The sequence below is a fragment of the Paenibacillus gyeongsangnamensis genome (genome assembly GCF_027533625.1).
GTDB lineage: Bacteria > Bacillota > Bacilli > Paenibacillales > NBRC-103111 > Paenibacillus_G > Paenibacillus_G gyeongsangnamensis.
Map to the genome: position 1 here is coordinate 50,737 of NZ_JAQAGZ010000029.1, position 20,033 is coordinate 70,769.

Here is a 20,033-nt window from a genome sequence, read left to right on the forward strand (position 1 = left end):
CCGTCTCCTTACCAATGAAGAGGCATTTGTTTGCGGTAGTATGTTTTTAGTCCCAGATCCATGACCCAGAGCAGGATGACGGAAACCCCCGCAAACAGCAAGGTGTAGGCGGAGCCAACAGCAGGATCGCCGCCGCTGATAAACGGAAAGAGCAGGAGCGGAAGCGTCATGACCTGCCCGCCGCCGACGAGAAACGTAATCAAGTATTGGCTCAAGGAAACCAATATACTGAGACTCGCACCTGCCGCTATGCCCGGCAAAATATGAGGTAGCACGATGTGACGAAACCGAGCGAACCGTTTCGCTCCCAGCATTCGGCCCTGCTCTTCCCACTGAAAGCCGAGTGTTCCGAAACTGACGATTAAAGCCCTAATCATATAAGGAAGCGTCGGAGACAGATGAGATAGGATGACGCCATAAACCGATTCCGTCAACCCCAGCTTGATAAACGTCATATAGAGCCCCATCACCGGGACAAACGCAGGGACGATCATCGGCGCATAGAGTACGCCTTCCACGATTCGTTTCCCCTTGAACTCCCTTCTGGCGAGCGCATCCGCAGCGGGTACGGCAATCACTATATTGATTACTGTGACGAACATGGCAATGTAGACGCTCGTCCAAATAGCCTCCAACGTTCCGGAGTTTGGTGAAAAGACATATTCCCATGAACGCAAGCTATACGAATGAGGTAGCACCTCCGGCCATCTCCATCCGGCAGAGACGCTGGATAATAACAATGGAATAAACGGAAGTATAATCAGAGCGATGACAAAAGCGGTAATCAGCACGTGCAGAACATGCATCATCCGTCCGCTCATCATCACCATCCCCTCCCTTGGGCGGAGAGCCAGCGACTGCTGATCCGATATGCCAGCAGCCCTAACCCGGCGGCGATCAGCGCGAGGATTACATTCACAGCCAGAGCTTCGGGGCGCTGGGATAGCTCTCCACCTGTATAAAGCTCATAAGAGAGTACAGGCAGCATTTTGGGATACGTCACCCCGAGTAGAAAAGGAATTTCAAATGCCGAGAACGTAAAGGCAAATACGATGAAGGAAGAAGACAGCAAAGCCGGAAATACAAGCGGAAGCACGATCTCGCGGACGAATTTGCCGGGGCTTGCTCCGAATACGCGAGCCGCTTCATACCATGAGCCGAGAATCCGGAGCAGCACAGGATACATCATTAAGGCAATGAACGGCGCCTCTTTCCATGCATAGGCCAAAATGATACCTGATCCGAAAGGATCGTTTATCCAAACGGGAAAGTCCTGAATCTCCTTAATCCATCCGAGATGAAAAGCGATTCGGGAGATCCATCCGCTTTGGATAAAAAGCAGCACGATCAAATACGCTCCTGTCAAATGAGGGACGAGTAAAGGGAACCCGAACAGCCGCTGCCAAAAGTTTTTCCAGTCGGAACCGACCGATTTGCCCAACATAAACAAACAAATCGCGGCAATGAGCCCTAATATCCCCGCAGCAAACGTTGACAAAACGGAAATACGCAGGGTTAGCAGAAGCGAACTCCAAAATTCATCCGAACGAAGCAGCTCTTCATAGGCGAATAAGGAAAAACGGGATTGACCCGCAGCCGGAAAATATCCCAGGCTTTGGATCAATCCTTCGATCAGTCCGCCGAAAAATAAAACCAAGATGATAAGGATTGCGGGCATTATAAGAAGGTATGGCCTACTTTTTCGCCACATTTTGGGTCCATTCCTTTTCGAACTCATCGACGTAGGCAGCAGGTGTTTCCGGTACGCGATGGCTGGCTAGCACATCGATCGGAAGCGTAGCTTCCCCGCGGTCGATCGAGGCTAACCGTTTTTGGTCGTCAGCAGATAACTTCTTCGGATCAAGCGCCGTAAAGTCTCCCCAGTTGGCGGGATCCGCTTTGGCGATCTGCGCATCGGGGGAAAGCAGAAAATTGATAGCGGCCATCGCTCCCGCCAGATGCACGGAATTGAATGGGATGGATAAATAATGCGTGTTGGATAAGGTGCCTTTTTCTAGAACGAACGTTCTCGTCGATTTCGGGAATGCACCCTTTTTGACCTGGCTCGCCGCACTCGAAGGGTCATAGCTCATGGTCATCCAGACCTCGCCATTTCCATATAATTGATCCAGCTTCGCCACGCTTTCGGGATATGTTTTGCCCTCTCTCCACAAATAGGGCTTCAGTTCATTTAGAAAATCCCAGGCGGGTTTCGTCTTATCATTCATCGTTTTTTCATCGACATTTGCCTTCATATATGGCTCATAACCGCCGGTTTGTTCGTAAATGACATGACGGATAAACGCACTGCCGGTAAAATCGGGCGGAGCAGGATACGTAAATTTGCCCGGATTTTTCTTCGTCCACTCGAGCAGCTCTTTCATCGATTTCGGCGGATTTTTCAGCTTATCCGAATCATACGCAAAGACGAATTGCGCCTTGCCCCAAGGAGCTTCCGTCCCATCTGTCGGCAGACCGAAATCGCTCGCGACATCCGGCGCCTTCACATCGACGTATTGGTTCTCATTCGGAAGCTTCGAAGCAAACGATCCCCAAAGCAGCGAATTATCCTTGGCTGCCTTGAAATTTTCCCCGTTGATCCACATGATGTCGATGCTGCCGTCCTTTTTCCCGGCTTGCTTATCAGCCAGCAGCTTGTTGATAATATCCTTCGTATCGTTCATCGGCACGCGTTTCAAGGTCACATCCGCTTCTTTTTTCAGCCGCGGCGCCACCCACTCGTCGATATAGCGGTTAATCGAGTCGCTTCCGCCCCACATGTACATATTGACGGTCTGGCCCTTGGCTTGCGCCAGCACGTCGTTCCATTTTGCGTCCAATAAGCTATTCGAAACGGGCTTGGAATCGTCCCCCGTTTTCTGCCCTGCATCCGATTTCGGCGCGTTCGTGTGCGAGCATCCTGCCAAAATAATTCCCGTAAAAATCATAAAAACAAACCCCATCCATAATAACTTACGCTTCAAGCACGTCATCTCCTATCAATTATGAATGATTTATACTTCTTCTACTGTACGGCAAGATTCGATAAAGTTCTGTAGGATAGCTTACATACAAATCGTAATATCGAGACCCGCCTCGTATTAAATGTTTTCAAATGCCCTGTTTGCCAATAATGATAGGGTGCTATCGTCACTTGGGGGGTTATGGATGCCCGCTTGCACGTCTCTGAAATAACGCTGAAGCGGATTCGATGAAAAGAAGCTTTGCCCTCCGACAATGCGCATCGCTTCTCGCACAACCTCTATGGCGGTATTGGTTGCAACCGTCTTGACCGCGGCGAGCTCAGGCTCCATCATATCCCGCTTTTCGGGTTCCTGATCCCACCGTTCCGCTACAGAATAGAGGAAATGACGCGCCGATAACAATTTTAATTCGATGGTTCCGACCTTCCGTCTCACTTCAGGCTCATCTTTAATCGGTCCCTGAAGGCTGTTCGGTTTATATTCGTTAGCAAATCTCACCGCTTCGTTCCTTGCGGCAATGGCAATCCCCAAGTAACAGGCGGGAATATGCAAAAGCCACGCTAGTGGCGATGGTTTTCTTGGCGGAATGAATTCTACAAAAGCTTCATCACCCACGACCACATTGTCCAAAACAATATCGTCGCTTCTTGTCCCTCTCATACCCAGCGTATCCCAATTGCTTTCAACGCGTACGCCCTTTGAAGTTGCGGGGATGAGAAAGCCGCCTACTTCTCCTGTATCGGCAATCGTTGCGGAAACGATCAGATAATCAAGAGCAGGCGCCATCGAAGCGTACGATTTTCGCCCGTTCAGGAGCCATTTGTCATTCTGTTTGAATGCCATTGTCTCCGGCTTTGCGCCGCGCGAGGGGTTTCCGGTTGCAAGTTCCGCATGAACGCGGTTAATCAAACGTTGCTCTTTGACGACCTTCACACAAAGCTCCTTAAAAATCGGCTCCGGCCAATCCCTGCGCACGGATAAATCCAAAAGTACCCCCAAGTGCCACCCTAAAGATAAAGCGGTGGAAGCGTCTCCTTGAGCCAACTGTTCTTGAATCATCACAAACTCATATAAAGATATCTCTTCACCACCATTTTCCTTCGGGATCGTAAGCGACAGAAACCCCGCTTGCTTCAGTGCCTCAAAATTCTCAAACGGAAAGCTGCCATTTTGATCGACAAGGTCGGCCCTTTCTGCAAACTGATTTACCAAATTCCCCGCTACTTTTACGAAATGTCTATGCCTATCGTTCTTTAAGAATATTTCGTCGTTCATGCTCTCATTCCCCTATTGGAAAGCTTTATGATGAATTTTATCATTATTGCCTCTCCCCTTCTATAAGATTCTTTCATTCTAACGCAAGTTGAAAAACAGGTACGGCGTCCTTTTCAATTCCTAGAAGTTAGAACCCTTGTATAAATTCCAGGTAAAAATGTCATTATAAAATAGGTAATTCAAAACCTAATTTTCCAAGGAGGTAAAAAATGAGCAAGCATATCCAAATCAATTATTGTACTTCTTGAGGGAGTTTCTTAGAAAAAGCCACCGGTCTGGCGGCTGAACTTTTAAGCAAGCACCCTGATAAAATTAGCGATTTTACAATGGTACCTTCTTCAGGTGGCATATTTGAAGTCTCATTCGATAACCAGCTTGTTTATTCGAACAGACAAGTAAATCGCTTCCCAAATCCAGGAGAAATTGAACAGTTGTTGACAAGCGAAAAAAGCTAAATTATGGATGACATATTGAGGAAACCCTCTAAATGAATCGAGAAATCTAATTCATTTAGAGGGTTCCTTTTGTGTGGTCAATATGCAAGCGTAATTCAAAAGTGCTTAGAATCCGTGCGGTTCGTGTGTGATAACTAAGTGTGTTATCGTCATTGTAACTTTCCGAATAGGACTCTTCTGTAAGATAGATTACATAACTCTGAGCTGAATTGGTATATACTTAACTATGTTAGAATTAAATACAATGATGAATGATTGGAGGGACTTCGATGCTTCTGCAAAAGATGCCTGATGTTCAGTTGCATGATTTAAAGGGAAACCTGGTTTCTATTCAAGATTTTTATGGAAAGAACACGCTCATTTTTATGTGGGCTTCCTGGTGACGCTGCCGCGAACAACTGCCTGGATGGCAGAACTTTTATGAAAAACATAAGCATGAGAATTTTGAAATTTTATCGGTAGCTGTCGATATACAAGGTGCGGAAGTCGTGAAACCGTACGTTTCCGGAACCTCCTTCCCTACTATGGTCGATACAGAGAATAAGTTAGCCGATCTCTTTGGCTTCAAAATTGTCCCCAATGGAATCTTTATGGATGTGGATGGTACTATTCGGCTTATCAAGCAGGGGTTTCATGTTACAAACGAAGAACATGTGAAATCCGTTGAGCAGTTGCTCCGCGGAGAGATCGAGACAGTGGAATTAAAAGATATTTACTACAAAGTCCATGATGCGTCTTCCGAATTGAAAATCCAATTGGCACAGACGAAATTCAAACTGGGGATGGCATATGCCCAGCAAAGCAGGATTGAGGAATCGTTGAAAGAGTTGGATGAAGCGCTATTGCTGGATCCCGATAACTTTTTAATACGAAAACAGCGCTGGTACATCCGGTATCCGGAGAAGTTTTCTCCTGCTATCGATATAGATTGGCAGCAGTTGCAATTGGAAAAAGAACGTAGGGAGGAAGCGCTCTTGCAGGGCGCCTCGGATTGCGGACCCGATGGTTGTGTGATTCCCGGAACCGTTCAGGATCAATGACGCTTGAAATCCCTTCAAGCTATGGTCTATAATTATATCTGTTCTTTTTAAGTACGTGGGACTGGCTGGGGTACTGGTGTCCCCCTGGGTCTTCAAAACCTTTTGGGAGGCGCGTGACGTCTCTGGTGGGTTCGATTCCCACACGGTCTCGCCAACATAAATTAATGTCAAAGATTAAGATCGACAAATGTTGTTGGTCTTTTCTTTTTTGTTTGAGGTGTTCGCATGATAAAAGAAACCATGGCATTGTATAGCGACAGGGTGTTCAATGAAACACTTAACCGATATAAGGTCGACAAACGAACGGTCCGTAATTTAAACGGGAATGAAAGCTTCGTATATGGCTACGAATTTCAAGATAATGAATACGTCTTAAAAATAAGTCACTGTACCCGCAGAAGCGCCGAGCAAATAAAAGGAGAATTGGACTGGCTGCATTTTTTAGCCGAGCAAGGGGTTGCTGTTTCGCGAGCCATCCCCTCAAAAAATGGCCATTACGTGGAGACGATTTCTACCGAAGATTCCTGTTTCACAGCAGCCGCTTATGAAAGGGCAAAGGGGAATATCGTAGATCGAGCTCCCTATGATCCCGAACTGCTTCGTAAATGGGGGCAAGCGATGGGCCGTATGCACGCGCTGGCCAAAATCTATGAACCTGCCGATCCGGTTCATAGAAGACTAGAGTGGTATGAAAACCAATTTATGAATGCGGAGAAATGGCTACCTGCTGCAGAAATGTCCGTAAAAAAAAAGTTTGACGAACTATATAACCGGTTGATAGTACTGCCGAAAGGAAAAAACGATTATGGCCTGATCCATTCCGATCTCCATCATCGTAATTTTCTGGTCGATAACGGGGAAATCACAGTCATTGACTTTGACGACCTGGAGTATCATTGGTTTATCAATGATATCGCCAAGGCTTTGTATAATGAGGCCTTCACCTTTTCGGTCATACCGCGGGAACGAAACACTTTCGCTCGTTTCTTTCTTGACCATTTTATGATCGGCTATTTGCGGGAAAATGAATTGGACCCCGCGTGGCTGCAGCATTTTCAGGACTTTTTGAAACTAAGACATATCTTTGTTTACATCAGGCAGTTTCAGCGTTTAGACATGGCCCGTCTAGATAAAGCAGGTAAAACTCGTTTAACCGAATACAGGGCCAGTATTGAACATGATGGACCTCTTTTGGATCTTGATATGGATTTCTTCTAAAGGAAGGCGCCCTGCGGCACGATGAATCATGCTACAGGACGCCTTCCGGTTCTGGGCCCCGCGAAAGTAATTGAAGTAAGCTTCAGAGATTTGCTTCACTTTCGTGGGTTATATTTAGGCCGGCAGTAAAGAAAAAGAATAACCTTGATTTCGGATTTGCCGTATCAGCTCCGGCAATACAAGCAGCGTTTGTGACAATTCATGAAGGAGTATGATGGCTCCTTCCTCAAGATGACCCACCACATTGGATATGATTTGTTCAGGACGCTCTTTTAATTCCCAATCAAACGATGCAGTACTCCACATCACAGGTATCAGTTCCAAAGCTTTTACAGCTTTTAATGTGCATGTATCATACTGGCCAAACGGGGGACGGAAATAGCGAACAGACTGACCGGTTATCGTTTCAAGCTTTTGTTTACTGTAAAATAACTCTTCGTACTGCTCCTGATATTCCATTCTGCGTAGATCGGGATGCTTGCACGAGTGAGAGCCAATCATGTGCCCTTCTTCGATGACTCTACTCCATGGACGATTAGGATGCAAAAGACGAGTCTGCCAAAAAAATACCGCCGGGACGTTCTCCGTTTTCAAAACATCAAGGATTTGCGGCAAATACCTGCCCGGGCCATCATCGAATGTCAAGACCACCGACTTCTGCCTCATATCGGTCAATTCGTGGGAACGAGTAATTACCTGATGATCTATTCGGTCGTACACGACCTCTGAATTTTCAACCACTCACGGATTCTTCTTTTTCATCTCCATCACCTCCAAATAAGCTTCTTATTGTGTTCGATCGTCCCCCGTTACTACCACATTCATGGCAATCGCCCCTTCTACGCAAAGCCGCTAACGATGACATGACTTAAATTAATGCTGAAGAATATGTCGGTATAATGCAGCCAGTTCCTGAACTTCTTTCCCGGCGGAATGATGATTCTGAACGTATTCTTGGCCTGCAATCCCCATTTTCTTTCGTAACTCTACATTCTCCATCAAATGGCGGACATGTTGCGAAAAATCATAATCGTCGCGATAGAGAAACCCTGTTTGGCCGTGAGATACGATATCCCGATTTCCTGAGATATCCGAAGCAAGGACGGGAATTCCCATGGCCATCGCTTCTAAAATAGCGGTAGATTGCCCTTCCGACAAAGACGTATTCAAAACCACATCCGCATGTCGATAAATCCCCCCCATTTCCGGGTGGGGGACTTGCCCGAAAAAGCGAATCCAATTGCTGTTTTGTTCAATCAATTTCCGTACATTGTTTCCTTCCTCTTCTTCAAGTACCGGACCTACGATCCATAAGCGAATCCTTGGGTCCCGTTCATACAACGGAGTTAACATTGAAATAGCTGAAGGAACATTCTTTACCCTGCGAATGCCCGCCGGGAGAACAAACAGGAAGCTGCCTTCTTCCTTCTCAATATGATTTTGAACATCTGGGAAATCCATGATCCCCTGGGGAATCAGGTATGTTTTATGTTCTAATCTTGGAACCTCTTGACAAAGTAAAGTTCTTGCTTCTTTATTAAATACATGTATGGCCTGAGCGCCGTTTAACGATTGGATAACCGCATCTTTTGTCAGTTCCTGAAAAAGAGAATGGTTGAGGTCAGTCCCCGTAAGCGTGACCAAATACGGATAAGATGACGTTCCTCGTTGCGTCCAGTATCTGTAAAACTGATAGGCATTAAATCCATGAACCAGATCCGCCGGCGGAAGCGGAGGAAAATGGTTCTCTTCGATCGAGACAATCTCGGTGATAATCCCAAGACGACGCAGTCCCTCAGATATCCGTTGAACGGTCATCGTATTTCCCCGAAACTGGTGATAGTACGGTGTTACCAGTACAACTTTCATAGTTCTTCATCCTCAAAGTTTTTTGCGATGTTTCCCAAACAACTGTTTTGTGAGCAAAAACCTGCCTTCGAAAGCATATGCTTATAAAGGGTTCAAGATTCATTTTTACATGTTTAGTCCCGGAGACACAGGTCGTGTCCCCGGAACTTCATTACGAATGTGCGAATTCTTTCACTTTCGCTTCCGGAATGAAGCCAACCGATCGATTGGTTTCCTTTCCGTTTTTAATCAATACCATCGTTGGAATGCTTCTCACATCAAATTGGCTGGCGAGATCAGAAGATTGATCTACATCTACGTAGTAAAAATCAACATCCGTTTCCTGTTCGGATACTTTAGAGACCACCGGTCTCAGTTGACGGCAGCCCGGTCACCAATCGGCGCCAAATTCAAGAACCACCGATTTGGTAGCCTGTTTCACTAGAGCATCATAATCGGCAGCGGTAATCGTCTTTGCCATTTTATTTCACCTCCCTCCCGAGAATATGCATCTATTGTTCCCGCGTCAACCCATTTCGATTACCTTAAATAATACAACAGATTGCACTTTCGGGACTGTAAGATAGATTACAGAAGGTTTACAACCCATTGAGATCTTGTATAATTGTCTTCAAAGAAAGGGGGAGTCCTATGAATTTGAAACGTTTGGAAACGTTCGTCCATGTTGCGAAACGCCGCTGTTTTTCCGAAGTTGCGGATATGATGAACATGACTCAATCCGGAGTCAGCCGGCAGATCAAAACGCTCGAGGAGGAACTGGGCATTCAGCTTTTTGATCGCAGTACGACGTATGTCGAACTCACTTCGGCCGGCCGATTGATTTATAAAAAAGCCGAAGAGCTTCTTACCCAGTGGGATCAGCTTATTCAGGAATGCAAAGAATTAAAGAACGAATTAAGCGGTAGTATGAAAATTGGCGCCAGCACCATTCCCGCTGCATCCCTTCTTCCCCGGATCATAAAATCCATGCACGATAAATATCCGCGGATCGAATTCTCCATTACGACCGGAGATTCTTCCGAAATCTTGAATAAGTTGCAAAATCAACAAATTGATGCTGCGATTGTGGGGAGGAAACCGGAACATCCCCGTTTGGAGGCTCATTGTATCGCCGAAGACCGTCTCATTTTAATTGGCAATAGCTCTCATCCCTGCCTTTCGTCTTTTGAGGAAATAAAAAAATATCCGTTTCTTATCCGGGAAAAAGGATCCGGAACACGAGAGGCTATTGAGCAATCTTTAAGAAAATACAGCATGGAACTGGATGAGCTGCGCTGCGTAGCGGAGGTCGGAAGTACCGAAACGCTCCTTGCTTTGGTCGAAGCGGGTGTGGGGATATCCTTGATTTCCAATTGGGCAGTTCATGGAGCTGTTCGCGAAAAGATCAAAATCATCCATGAACTTCCGACGGACCGCTGTTTTTACTTGGCATTTGATTCCTTGCGTAAGTCACTTCCATTAGTCCAAACCTTTATACAGGAAACGATTAAAAATTTTGTTGAAAATAAAAATGTTATGTAAGTTATCTTACAGAGCCATTGTTTCATTTCGGATATAATGCAATCAAATCATCACTTCACGATTTTAAAGTTATGCATCCCTATGCTATATTAGTTATGACTTTCTCATCTAAAGCTGATGAGCAGGAATCATAACTCAAATTGAAGTGAACCATTCAAGGAGGCAACTATGAAACGAAAATTTCTAGGATTCACAGTATTTATCCTTGTTGCTGCCATCCTTCTTGCCGGATGCGGTCAAGAAAAGGCGGCGCCCGGAGGAAAAGCCGAAACGGGGCCCGGAACTTCCAAACAGGAATTCACGATCGGTATTATTCCGCAGCAATCCCAAGGTGCAGTAAAAACGGCCATGGACAAATTGCAAGAGGTGCTGCAGAAGAATTTGAACCGTCCCGTGAAAATCACCGTATATCCGGATTATAACGGGGTTGTGGAAGCCATGAATTATCACAAAGTGGATATGGCTTATTTCGGACCGCTCACTTTCGTTGTCGCCAATCAGAAGAGCGGTGCGCAGGCCATTATCGCCGAGTTGATCAACGGCGACCCCCATTATCAGTCATATATCATTACCCGTAAAGATTCCGGTATTGCCTCGCTTGATGATTTGAAACAAAAGGCGGCGCAAAGTACATTTGCCTTCGGTGATCCGGAATCGACCTCCGGCGCTCTTTTTCCCAGCATCGAACTAAAGGAGCTCGGGTTGTTTACGGATAAAAACAATCACAAATTTAAACAGGTTGTCTATACAGGTTCGCATGATGCTACGGCACTAGCGATCAAACAAGGAAATGCCCAAGTTGGCGGCATCGACAGTGTCGTATTCGGGATCTTGGACAAAAAAGGAACGATCCATGCCGACGATTTCCGCATCCTCTGGCAATCGAAAAAACTGTTCGAATACCCGTGGGCCGTGCAAAAAGATACCGATCCCGCATTAATCAAACAAATCCAGGATGCATTTATTTCTATTAAAGATCCAGAAATATTAGATGCATTCGGCGCGAGCGGTTTCACGACTGCGAAAACGAGCGATTTCGACGACATTAAACAGGCCGCCGAATCGATGGGACGATTAGTAAAGTAGCCAGACCTGATGGTCTGCCGCTTACTAAGCCGGTTTTCTGATGGAAAGCCTTTAGGAGGTACCTTATGTTGAATAGGCGCCGCGCTTATATGGGGATCATCTTTGTAATTGCCTTTATGGTCTTGGTATGGAGCGCGAACGGAAGCCAGATCCAAGTATTATCCACTTTGGATCTGGCTAATCTTCTTGATTTTTTAAAAAGATGGTGGCCCCCTTCCCTGTCTGCCGCAGGACCAGCCGTGCGGGAAACGATCGTCACCGTGCAAATGGCTGTTTTCAGCACGTTTATCGCACTTGTTCTCGGATTCCTGACAAGTTTGGCGGCCGCAAGCAATATATCGCCCCACCGGATGGTGTATGCCGCCTCCCGCGGGCTTCTCAGTTTTTTGCGCGCCGTTCCCGTCGTCGTTTTCGGTCTTTTATTTGTTCCCTTGGTCGGCCTCGGTCCTCTAGGCGGTGTGCTTGCCATGATTCTTCACAACTGGGGGGTACTGGGCAAACTAATCGCCGAACGGATTGAAGCCTCCGACCGCGGACCGCAAGAAGCCGTTATTTCAACGGGATCAACCTGGCTTCCCATGGTGGTCTTCGGCCTGCTGCCGCAGGTGCTTCCCCATATGCTATCCGATGCGTTCTACCGGCTGGAGGTAAACGTGCGCGATACCATGGTGCTTGGATTTATCGGCGCCGGTGGAATCGGCAACGAGTTGTTTGTCAACTTTAAAAGCTTCGACTACCCCTCAACCACGACAGACGTCGTTGTGATCATGATTCTGGTCATTGTGATTGAAATCATCGGTGCCTACGTACGCAGACGAGTGAATTAATGGAGGCGAATTGTTTCTATGCTGAAAATTGAACGTCTTTCCAAACAATATAAAAATGGCTTCTTCGCTTTACGCGATATTTCGTTCACCGTGAATGAAGGGGATTTTGTTGCCATTCTCGGTTCCAGCGGGGCGGGCAAATCGACTCTTATTCGCTGCATCAACAGGCTTGTAGAGCCGACAAGCGGAGCCATCTATTGGAGGGAAGAAAACGTGCTCCAATATAACTCCAGAGAGCTTCGGCAATTTCGTCGTCAGGCGGGAATGATTTTTCAGAATTTTTTCCTCATTGAACGGATGTCCGTGCTGAAAAATGTCCTGGTAGGCCGGTTCGGTACATTGCCCTTATCCCGAATTCTCTCCGGCCGTTTTTCCGAAAACGATATAAAAGAAGCGTATGCTGCGCTTCATACGGTCGGCATGGATTCCTTTGCCTCGCGGCGGGTAGCCGATTTGAGCGGAGGCCAGCGTCAACGTGTGGCTATTGCCCGCGCACTAGTACAGCATCCGCGATTTATTCTGGGTGACGAACCGGTAGCCAGTCTTGACCCAGTTACGGCCAAAAACGTCATGGATCTTCTCCATGACATTCGCCATCGCGATTCGATCACGATGATCATCAACCTGCACAGCGTCGAGCTGGCCAAAGCTTATGCGACAAGAATCATCGGCATTGCAGGAGGGCATGTTGTATTTGACGGCTCTCCAGGGCAACTAAACGACAACATTCTAAGAACGATTTATGTCCCTGATGAAAATACAACCGAAGATCCTTCCGGAACAACGGGAAGTTGTAAGGGTGCTATCGTTTACAATTAGGTGACCTGCTCCGAATCGCTTATATGGAGATCTTTCGAACGGCCTCTGCCAAAAGGTCAATTTCCTCCTGCATGATCGTACGGAAGTCGATCCGTACCTGATCTTTGACCACACGCACAATCACAGGAGGCGTTCCTAGACGCAGCTTCTCCTCCACATGATGGGCAGCTTGACCTTGAAACTCCAGGGCAACCGCTTTCGTAGGTAAGGTGATTCCCGGTAAAGTTCCTCCTCCTACCGCCGATTCATCGTCGATCAAGTTTAGATGCACATGGGCATCCGTTCCGACTTTCTCGACGAAACGTTGCGCTTTCTCTTCAATTTCGTGAATCGGAATCAAAATATCCCTTAGGGCAGGAATTTCTTGTCTGGCCCGTTCCGGAAGCAAATACAGGCGAAGCGTTGCTTCGAGCCCGGCAAGCGTCATTTTATCAACTCTTAATATACGAGCCAGTTGATGTTTCTTCAGCCTGTCGATCCATTTTTTCTTACCGGCAATGATTCCCGCCTGCGGACCGCCTAACAGTTTATCGCCGCTGAACGACACAAGATCCGCTCCCGCTTCGATCACCTCCTGCACCAATGGCTCATCGCCGATTCCATACGGCCGCAAATCATATAGCACCCCGCTTCCCAAATCCTCATAGACGGGAATTTGATGCTTTGCCCCAAGCTCGGCGAGCTCCCGGGTAGAGACAGAGCTTGTAAAGCCTATCGTGCGAAAATTGCTCGTATGCACCTTCAGGAGCAAAGCTGTTTCTTCATGAACAACCCGTTCGTAGTCATAAAGATGCGTTTTATTGCTCGTCCCCACTTCAACCAGCTTGGCTCCGCTTTCCGCCATAATTTCCGAGACACGGAACGAACCGCCGATCTCCACCAGTTGCCCCCTGGACACAACAACTTCTTTATTCTTCGCCAGTCCGCGTAATATCAAATAAACTGCGGCCGCATTGTTATTGACCACCATCGCTCCCTCGGCCCCGGTAAGCCGGCAGATCAATTCCTCCACATGGCTGTGCCGGGAGCCACGCTGGCCGTCTTCTATGTCATATTCCAGGTTGGAATAATAGGCGGCGGCTTCCATAACTTGGTTTATCGCCGTTTCACCAAGCAGAGCCCGGCCAAGATTCGTATGTAAAACAACGCCAGTTCCGTTGATCACCCTGCGCAGCCGCGGCAAGAGCCACTCCGTTATTTTTTTATGCAAATCCCGGCTTATCTGATCGAGCAACGGCAGATCGTCCGTCATCTGTATCGTTCCATTCAGAATTTGTTCGCGCCATTCAGTTACTACCTGCCCGGCGGCATCGACAATCAATTCATGGGGAACACGCAAATCCGTTCCAAGCCGCTTCACCAGCGGCTGCTGAATGAGCCGATGAATCGCCGGTATTGCCCTAAGCATGCTCCTTTGGCCTGAGCTGATTTCCGTCATTCTTATGTCCCCTTTCATGAGAAAAAGATTCCTGCCGCGAAACTAACAGGAATCTTTTTTCTTCATGCTTTAACTTACAAAAATACAGTTGGGATGCTCACTTACAACCTTGCCGATCCAAGCCGCGTATTCTACTCCTGCTTCATGCAGCCGCTGTACCGCCTTCTCGGCTTGATCTTCCGGCAACGCCACGAGCAAACCGCCGGATGTGACCGCATCGCAAAGAATGAGCTGCGTGGTTTCATCGACAGTTTCGGCGTACTTTACATTATCCTGCAGCCATTTGTGATTCGACTTGGAGCCACCGGGAACAAAGCCGGCCTCGGCCAATTTCCTCGTTCCTTCCAGAACGGGGACTTGATTGGAGAAGATCTTCAGACCTAAACCTGATCCACATGCCATCTCCTTCGCATGGCCCAATAAACCGAACCCCGTCACATCCGTGCACGCATGAACGTCAAACTCCTGCAGCACCTCGGAAGCCGTCTTGTTCAATGTAGCCATGATGCTCATGACATGCTCCAATTGATCGTCGGTCAGCGCATCCTTCTTAATCGCTGTTGTTTGGATGCCGACACCGATCGGTTTGGTTAAAATTAACGCATCCCCGGGTTTCGACCCGCTGTTCGTCCATACTTTGTCAGGATGAATAATTCCTGTCACAGCCATGCCGAATTTTGGTTCGGGATCATCGATGGAATGTCCGCCAACGAGTACGGCCCCGGACTCCTGAACCTTTTCGCTTGCGCCGCGCAATATATCCGCCAAAACGGACATATCCAGCTTGTTTACGGGAAAGCCTACAATGTTGAGTACGGTGAGCGGTTTGCCTCCCATCGCATACACATCACTAAGCGCATTTGCCGCAGCAATTTGGCCGAACATTCGGGGATCATCCACGATCGGGGTGAAGTAATCCACGGTTTGAATCAATGCCGTGTCCTCGGAAATCTTATAGACCCCTGCATCATCCGACGTATCGATACCAACGAGCAGGTTCGGATCCGGAACGTTTTTGGGTAAATGACGCAAAACTTGCGCCAGGTCCTCTGGACCGATTTTGCAGCCTCAGCCGCCTTTGCTGGATAAAAGCGTCAATTTGATTTTTTCGCCTTGTGTCATGGTTATCCACCTCCCTGCCTAAAGTATAGGGGATAAATTTTAAAAAGTATGTAAGATGGCTTACAATAGACATGTTATCACATGAATGTATCGTACGCAAAACAGGAACCCAGGGAGGATATTCTATGGATCACATCTATTTGGACTATAATGCGAGCACTCCGATCGATCCGGAAGTACTGGAAGCGATGAAAGCGTTTTTCACCGCTCGCTTCGGCAATCCGTCCAGCAGTCACTGGGCGGGAATACCAGCCAAAGCAGCTGTGGAGCAAGCCAGAAATCTGGTCGCCGGCCTTCTTGGCTGCGGCCCGGAAGAAGTAATTTTTACAAGCGGCGGTAGCGAATCCAACAATCATGCGTTAAAGGGCGTGTTTTATGCCCTAAGGGAACAAGGCAACCATATCATCACCACGCAAATCGAACATCCCGCCATTATAAACCCGTGCAAATTTTTGGAAGGCATCGGCGCGCAGGTGACCTATGTCGGTGTCGACCGTTACGGTCAAGTCAGCCCTGCTGACATCGAGAACGCGATTACGGACAAAACGGTGCTCATTTCTGTCATGCACGCGAACAATGAGGTGGGAACTATTCAACCAATTGCGGAAATCTCCCGCATCGCAAAGAAGCACCGGATTGTGTTTCATACCGATGCAGCGCAATCCGTCGGCAAAATTCCAACCAACGTGGAGGAACTGGGTATCGACCTTTTGACCGTCGCAGGGCACAAACTCTACGCCACTAAAGGAATTGGAGCGTTATACATCCGTAAAGGAACTCCAATAGAGCCGCTTATCCATGGGGCCGGTCATGAAAACGAGCGGCGTGCCGGGACGGAAAATGTTCCTAATATAGTCGGTTTAGGAAAAGCGTGCGAGATCGCGTTGCAATATATCGACAATCCCAAAATCCTGGATTACCGCGACTGCTTCTGGAACGAGTTAAAACAAATATTTAAGGATCGGATCGTATTAAACGGACATCCTGTTCAGCGTTTGCCGAATACATTGAATGTCAGCTTTATCGGTAAAAACGGGAACGATCTGATGCAAAGAATACCGGAAATTGCCGCCTCCACCGGCTCGGCTTGTCATTCAGGCATGATAACACTTTCCCCTGTTTTAAGAGCGATGGGTGTTGACGAGCAAACGGGCATGGGAGCCATTCGATTCAGTTTGGGGAGAAATACGACAAAAGATGAAATAGACCGGGCTCTCGAGCTCATAAAAGAAAGGATCAAGTAAAAAGACACCTCGATGTGTCTTTTTACTTGGACATACTCTCCATTTTAGCAAACAAGTCTTGATGATCCGGGAATTGTCCGGTTTCTGCAACTTTGAACATCCCGAACATCCTCCCTTAAATGATAATAGAGTCTGGTTCTCTTAGCCATTTCCGTTTTTCATCGGTTCTTTGCGTAATCTGCAATTGATCGAGCAGCTCCAAAAATAAGATTAGGTTTTTCCGCGAAGCATCTAAAATTGCTTTCGCATCCTGAACGCTAAAGGCCAGACCGTTAATTCCATTATATAACTTCATTAATTGGCTTTCAAAAACGTCCCGATGAATCAAATGCTTCTCGTCTAGCGGATAGGCCAGCCCGTTATCCAGCAAGTAATGCTTCACTTCCAAGTAAAGTTTCTCCGGGATTTTTTCATCGATCAAATATTGATCCCATGTCTGGGCTCCTAGCCCGTCATCTTTTAGTCGTTCCAAAGCTTTTTCCAAACGATTTTTCCATTGGTTCGGAAAATGCGGCTCAAATTCAGGTAGGGAAATGTATTGTTTCTTTTTAGCCAGTAAACCTTGTTCCAATTCCTTATCGATCACCATTTCCGTTAGCTTTTTCGTTTTTTTCTTATCCAAGGCTTGAATACATTCGGCTTTGTTCATTCCGGCACGCAAAGGAAACGTTTCATGATACCGGCGTAATTGTTCTAAGATTTCGTTTCTGGCTTCTTCATAAACGACTTCGGACACAAAAAAATCGGCCCCCATTGTCAGTACTTTCTTGTCCCGTATTAAGAGAACCATCATTTCTTCCAAGCTATCAACGTGCAGGGATGTGAAATGAAGCAAATCGCTTTTTGTGGCCAATTGATGGGCATGTAGAGCATCCAGTATTCTTTCCTCCGGACTCCCTTCTCTTTTTCGTTCCAGCTTCTGAATCGTCTTTACGCCAAATCGGTATTTTTCGCCGAACGGATCGATCACCCATCCTCCGCCGATCGTTTCAACGGGCGAGGGGCGGCGAAGCACATAACGATCGCCGCGTCCTACCACAACCGGTTCGTCTAGACGAATCTGACAGAGAACCTCCTCGCTCTTATTTACCTCATTGCGGTCGAAAAAAATGATTTTCCCCATGACCTCGGCTGTACCCGAGTGAAATTTGATCGGCGCCCGTTGTTTTAAGGGAAGCCGCAAATCTTGAGCTGTTGTAAGCGAGATATCAATCGTATCAGTGGGCTGGAAACTGCCTGATGATGCAACGAGCACATCTCCGCGCTTGATTTCTTCTTTGGACAGACCGCTTAGGTTAATCGCTACCCGTTGGCCGGCGATGGCTATATTTTTCTGTTGATTATGGACCTGAACCTCTCTGGCTTTTACCGACGTTTTGTAAGGGAGAACCGTCAATATGTCGCCCGTTTGGACGGTTCCTTCATAGATGGTACCGCGGACAACAGTACCATGTCCTTGGACGGTAAACACCTGATCGATCGGAAGACGAAAAGACCCTTTTGCATTTCGTTCGGGGATCTTGCTTAACTCTTGTTTGATTGCGGCTCTTAGCGCAGGTAGGCCTGTTCCTGTTACACTGTCTACAAATACGATGTCCGCCTGTTCAAAAATGGTATTCTTTATGGCAGACTGGATATCCTCTTCAATTAATTCAACGAAATCCGGCTCCACTCGATCCGCTTTTGTCACGGCAATAATTCCATGCTGAATCCCTAAAAAAGATAAGATCTCGATATGTTCTCTGGTTTGAGGCATCACACCTTCATCTGCGGCAATGACCAAAATGACCAGATCAATACCTGCAACGCCGGCAATCATTTGGCGAATAAACTTTTCGTGTCCAGGTACGTCTACGATCGACGTTTCGTACTCATCCAGCGGAAACGGTGCATACCCAAGCTCAATCGAAATTTGACGTTCCTTTTCTTCTTTTAAACGATCGGTATCTACATTCGTCAGCGCTTTTGTTAACGTTGTTTTGCCATGGTCAATATGACCGGCCATTCCGATGGTATAAAAATGAGAGGGCATTCCATCATCACCTTCTATGCTGATACTCTAATTTTAGCGACTTGCGAACCTGGTTTCATCCTTAGTAAAAACATACCTCTCATTATTTCCAACCAAGTATGCGTTACACAGGATTTTAAAGAAAAAACGGTTTGATTTATATATTAAAATATTATAATATAATTGGCAAGGAGGTTTTAATATGGCTAAAGAATTCATGCTTACACAACTTAACGAATTGCAAGGCGAGTTGATATCTAAGTTTTTTCACGGCCTTTCTAATCCTACTCGTTTTAAGATCGCCCTCTCTTTGATGGAATCGGAGAAAAACGTCAGTCAGTTGGTTGAAGAATTAGGGATGAAACAATCCCAGATTTCCAATCAGTTGGCATGCCTTAAATGGTGCGGTTATGTCTCATCCCGCCAAGAAGGAAAATTCGTTTATTACCAAATTACAGATGAACGTATTCGAACCATCATCGAACTGGCTCGCCAAGTGGTCGCGGATAACGCTGAACAAATCAATTCCTGTACAAGAATATAATATGAAGGGGTATTATTATCTCAAACTTCGCAGCTTGAAATAGGCAGGTAAGCCTTGAGAAAGCTGGGCAAACCTGCGATCCATTGTTGGAGTTGACTTTTAATCAATTTTGAGATCTTTTTGCTTGCCTTTGTTGCTACCTCGTTGATCAATTCGATGAGTTGTTGCAAAGCTACCACCCAATCTAAGGTGCTAACCTCATCGCATAACAAATAAAACAAACCACCAAGTGTGCGATGATCCGTGCTTTGCCGATGCTGCCACGCAAGCAGAATGTATCTAGAAAATACAATCGTCGTATGACTAACGAGTAAGTCATACGAGAGCCCTTGAAACTCTTTTTGCAAGCGCAACAAGGATTTTGCGCACTTAAAGAAAACCTCTATATCCCAACGCATGGAGTATATCTGGATGACTTCCTCGATCGTTAAGGTCAGGTCAGTTGAGAGAATGGCCAGCCATTCATTCTTCTTCGTGCGATGCCGGATAAACACCACGAGGACAGGGATACCTGGAGCCAATTCTGTTCGGATCGAGCGAAGGATGTTAGCGTTCTTCCCTTCAACTCGTGAAGCCGCTA

19 protein-coding genes, 1 tRNA gene and 2 pseudogenes are annotated in these 20,033 nt (G+C 46.8%); 11 read left to right on the top strand and 11 right to left on the bottom strand.

Translation table 11 applies throughout. The features are described 5' to 3' along the window. Positions 1–8: 8 nt before the first annotated feature. The 4 genes from O9H85_RS32325 to O9H85_RS32340 all read right to left on the bottom strand — a co-directional run bounded on the left by O9H85_RS32325 (position 9) and on the right by O9H85_RS32340 (position 4,259). Positions 9–824: an ABC transporter permease gene (locus O9H85_RS32325; protein ID WP_269885496.1), complete on the bottom strand. Its 816-nt coding sequence runs from the start codon at positions 822–824 to the stop codon at positions 9–11. Further along, positions 824–1,678 carry an ABC transporter permease gene (locus O9H85_RS32330; protein WP_269885497.1) on the bottom strand — a complete coding sequence of 285 codons (855 nt, stop codon included), beginning with the start codon at positions 1,676–1,678 and terminating at the stop codon, positions 824–826. Before O9H85_RS32330 ends, O9H85_RS32325 begins: the two co-directional genes overlap by 1 nt. A 16-nt stretch (positions 1,679–1,694) precedes the next feature. Beyond that, the gene (locus O9H85_RS32335; protein WP_269885498.1) at positions 1,695–2,984 is read right to left on the bottom strand and encodes an ABC transporter substrate-binding protein; all 1,290 of its coding nucleotides are present in this window, start codon (positions 2,982–2,984) and stop codon (positions 1,695–1,697) included. 117 nt (positions 2,985–3,101) lie between these two features. Continuing rightward, entirely contained in the window at positions 3,102–4,259 is a 1,158-nt protein-coding gene (locus O9H85_RS32340; RefSeq protein ID WP_269885499.1) for an acyl-CoA dehydrogenase family protein, read from the bottom strand. Positions 4,260–4,525: 266 nt separating this feature from the next. Here O9H85_RS32340 and O9H85_RS32345 point away from each other — a divergent pair. From O9H85_RS32345 to O9H85_RS32360, 5 genes and pseudogenes are all read left to right on the top strand, one after another. Next, positions 4,526–4,714, top strand: a pseudogene (locus O9H85_RS32345) (Rdx family protein); the annotation flags it as partial. 269 nt (positions 4,715–4,983) lie between these two features. Next, positions 4,984–5,097: a TlpA family protein disulfide reductase gene (locus O9H85_RS38035; RefSeq protein WP_409348235.1), complete on the top strand. Its 114-nt coding sequence runs from the start codon at positions 4,984–4,986 to the stop codon at positions 5,095–5,097. A 105-nt stretch (positions 5,098–5,202) separates the two neighbouring features. Beyond that, positions 5,203–5,754, top strand: coding sequence for a tetratricopeptide repeat protein (locus O9H85_RS32350; RefSeq protein WP_269885500.1), 552 nt, complete (start codon positions 5,203–5,205; stop codon positions 5,752–5,754). Positions 5,755–5,811: 57 nt separating this feature from the next. Next, positions 5,812–5,908 (top strand) — tRNA-Sec (locus tag O9H85_RS32355). A gap of 71 nt (positions 5,909–5,979) precedes the next feature. Further along, a complete protein-coding gene (locus tag O9H85_RS32360; protein ID WP_269885501.1) occupies positions 5,980–6,972 on the top strand; it encodes a phosphotransferase enzyme family protein in 993 nt (330 codons plus the stop codon). Between the two features lie 114 nt (positions 6,973–7,086). On the opposite strand, the gene O9H85_RS32365 is transcribed toward O9H85_RS32360, so the two are convergent. The 3 genes from O9H85_RS32365 to O9H85_RS38040 form a co-directional block, all read right to left on the bottom strand. Continuing rightward, on the bottom strand, positions 7,087–7,638 hold the full coding sequence (locus O9H85_RS32365; protein ID WP_269885514.1) for a polysaccharide deacetylase family protein: 552 nt from the start codon (positions 7,636–7,638) through the stop codon (positions 7,087–7,089). 207 nt (positions 7,639–7,845) lie between these two features. Next, a complete protein-coding gene (locus tag O9H85_RS32370; RefSeq protein WP_269885502.1) occupies positions 7,846–8,841 on the bottom strand; it encodes a glycosyltransferase in 996 nt (331 codons plus the stop codon). A gap of 151 nt (positions 8,842–8,992) precedes the next feature. Next, on the bottom strand, positions 8,993–9,196 hold the full coding sequence (locus O9H85_RS38040; protein WP_409348236.1) for a thioredoxin family protein: 204 nt from the start codon (positions 9,194–9,196) through the stop codon (positions 8,993–8,995). Positions 9,197–9,471: 275 nt separating this feature from the next. Here O9H85_RS38040 and O9H85_RS32375 point away from each other — a divergent pair, with 275 nt between their 5' ends. From O9H85_RS32375 to phnC, 4 genes are all read left to right on the top strand, one after another. Continuing rightward, positions 9,472–10,362 (top strand): selenium metabolism-associated LysR family transcriptional regulator, encoded by an 891-nt coding sequence (locus tag O9H85_RS32375; protein WP_269885503.1) that lies wholly within the window; start codon positions 9,472–9,474, stop codon positions 10,360–10,362. 168 nt (positions 10,363–10,530) lie between these two features. After that, positions 10,531–11,448: a phosphate/phosphite/phosphonate ABC transporter substrate-binding protein gene (gene phnD, locus O9H85_RS32380; RefSeq protein WP_269885504.1), complete on the top strand. Its 918-nt coding sequence runs from the start codon at positions 10,531–10,533 to the stop codon at positions 11,446–11,448. A 65-nt stretch (positions 11,449–11,513) separates the two neighbouring features. After that, complete coding sequence (gene phnE / locus O9H85_RS32385; protein WP_269885505.1) at positions 11,514–12,275, top strand: phosphonate ABC transporter, permease protein PhnE; 762 nt, start codon at positions 11,514–11,516, stop codon at positions 12,273–12,275. An 18-nt stretch (positions 12,276–12,293) separates the two neighbouring features. After that, positions 12,294–13,094 (top strand): phosphonate ABC transporter ATP-binding protein, encoded by an 801-nt coding sequence (phnC, locus tag O9H85_RS32390; RefSeq protein WP_269885506.1) that lies wholly within the window; start codon positions 12,294–12,296, stop codon positions 13,092–13,094. A gap of 19 nt (positions 13,095–13,113) precedes the next feature. On the opposite strand, the gene selA is transcribed toward phnC, so the two are convergent. Then, positions 13,114–14,532, bottom strand: coding sequence for an L-seryl-tRNA(Sec) selenium transferase (selA, locus tag O9H85_RS32395; RefSeq protein ID WP_269885507.1), 1,419 nt, complete (start codon positions 14,530–14,532; stop codon positions 13,114–13,116). A 69-nt stretch (positions 14,533–14,601) separates the two neighbouring features. Beyond that, positions 14,602–15,654, bottom strand: coding sequence for a selenide, water dikinase SelD (gene selD / locus O9H85_RS32400; protein ID WP_269885508.1), 1,053 nt, complete (start codon positions 15,652–15,654; stop codon positions 14,602–14,604). A 125-nt stretch (positions 15,655–15,779) separates the two neighbouring features. Here selD and O9H85_RS32405 point away from each other — a divergent pair, with 125 nt between their 5' ends. Continuing rightward, complete coding sequence (locus O9H85_RS32405; protein WP_269885509.1) at positions 15,780–16,898, top strand: cysteine desulfurase family protein; 1,119 nt, start codon at positions 15,780–15,782, stop codon at positions 16,896–16,898. Positions 16,899–17,013: 115 nt separating this feature from the next. Here O9H85_RS32405 and selB read toward each other — a convergent pair whose 3' ends face one another. Continuing rightward, positions 17,014–18,930, bottom strand: a complete 1,917-nt coding sequence (gene selB, locus O9H85_RS32410; protein ID WP_269885510.1) for a selenocysteine-specific translation elongation factor — start codon at positions 18,928–18,930, stop codon at positions 17,014–17,016. A gap of 181 nt (positions 18,931–19,111) precedes the next feature. Here selB and O9H85_RS32415 point away from each other — a divergent pair, with 181 nt between their 5' ends. Beyond that, positions 19,112–19,453, top strand: coding sequence for an ArsR/SmtB family transcription factor (locus O9H85_RS32415; protein WP_269885511.1), 342 nt, complete (start codon positions 19,112–19,114; stop codon positions 19,451–19,453). A gap of 20 nt (positions 19,454–19,473) precedes the next feature. Here the strand turns inward: O9H85_RS32415 and O9H85_RS32420 are convergent. Then, a pseudogene (locus tag O9H85_RS32420) lies at positions 19,474–20,033 on the bottom strand (IS4 family transposase); the annotation flags it as partial.

Excerpts from the sequence above, each read along its gene's own strand:
- O9H85_RS32325 (WP_269885496.1), bottom strand. The coding sequence starts at position 824 with ATGATGAGCGGACGGATGATGCATGTTCTGCACGTGCTGATTACCGCT.
- O9H85_RS32330 (WP_269885497.1), bottom strand. The coding sequence starts at position 1,678 with ATGCCCGCAATCCTTATCATCTTGGTTTTATTTTTCGGCGGACTGATC.
- O9H85_RS32340 (WP_269885499.1), bottom strand. The coding sequence starts at position 4,259 with ATGAACGACGAAATATTCTTAAAGAACGATAGGCATAGACATTTCGTA.
- O9H85_RS38035 (WP_409348235.1), top strand. The coding sequence starts at position 4,984 with ATGCTTCTGCAAAAGATGCCTGATGTTCAGTTGCATGATTTAAAGGGA.
- O9H85_RS32360 (WP_269885501.1), top strand. The coding sequence starts at position 5,980 with ATGATAAAAGAAACCATGGCATTGTATAGCGACAGGGTGTTCAATGAA.
- O9H85_RS32365 (WP_269885514.1), bottom strand. The coding sequence starts at position 7,638 with ATGAGGCAGAAGTCGGTGGTCTTGACATTCGATGATGGCCCGGGCAGG.
- O9H85_RS32370 (WP_269885502.1), bottom strand. The coding sequence starts at position 8,841 with ATGAAAGTTGTACTGGTAACACCGTACTATCACCAGTTTCGGGGAAAT.
- O9H85_RS32375 (WP_269885503.1), top strand. The coding sequence starts at position 9,472 with ATGAATTTGAAACGTTTGGAAACGTTCGTCCATGTTGCGAAACGCCGC.
- phnD (WP_269885504.1), top strand. The coding sequence starts at position 10,531 with ATGAAACGAAAATTTCTAGGATTCACAGTATTTATCCTTGTTGCTGCC.
- phnE (WP_269885505.1), top strand. The coding sequence starts at position 11,514 with ATGTTGAATAGGCGCCGCGCTTATATGGGGATCATCTTTGTAATTGCC.
- phnC (WP_269885506.1), top strand. The coding sequence starts at position 12,294 with ATGCTGAAAATTGAACGTCTTTCCAAACAATATAAAAATGGCTTCTTC.
- selA (WP_269885507.1), bottom strand. The coding sequence starts at position 14,532 with ATGACGGAAATCAGCTCAGGCCAAAGGAGCATGCTTAGGGCAATACCG.
- O9H85_RS32405 (WP_269885509.1), top strand. The coding sequence starts at position 15,780 with ATGGATCACATCTATTTGGACTATAATGCGAGCACTCCGATCGATCCG.
- selB (WP_269885510.1), bottom strand. The coding sequence starts at position 18,930 with ATGCCCTCTCATTTTTATACCATCGGAATGGCCGGTCATATTGACCAT.
- O9H85_RS32415 (WP_269885511.1), top strand. The coding sequence starts at position 19,112 with ATGGCTAAAGAATTCATGCTTACACAACTTAACGAATTGCAAGGCGAG.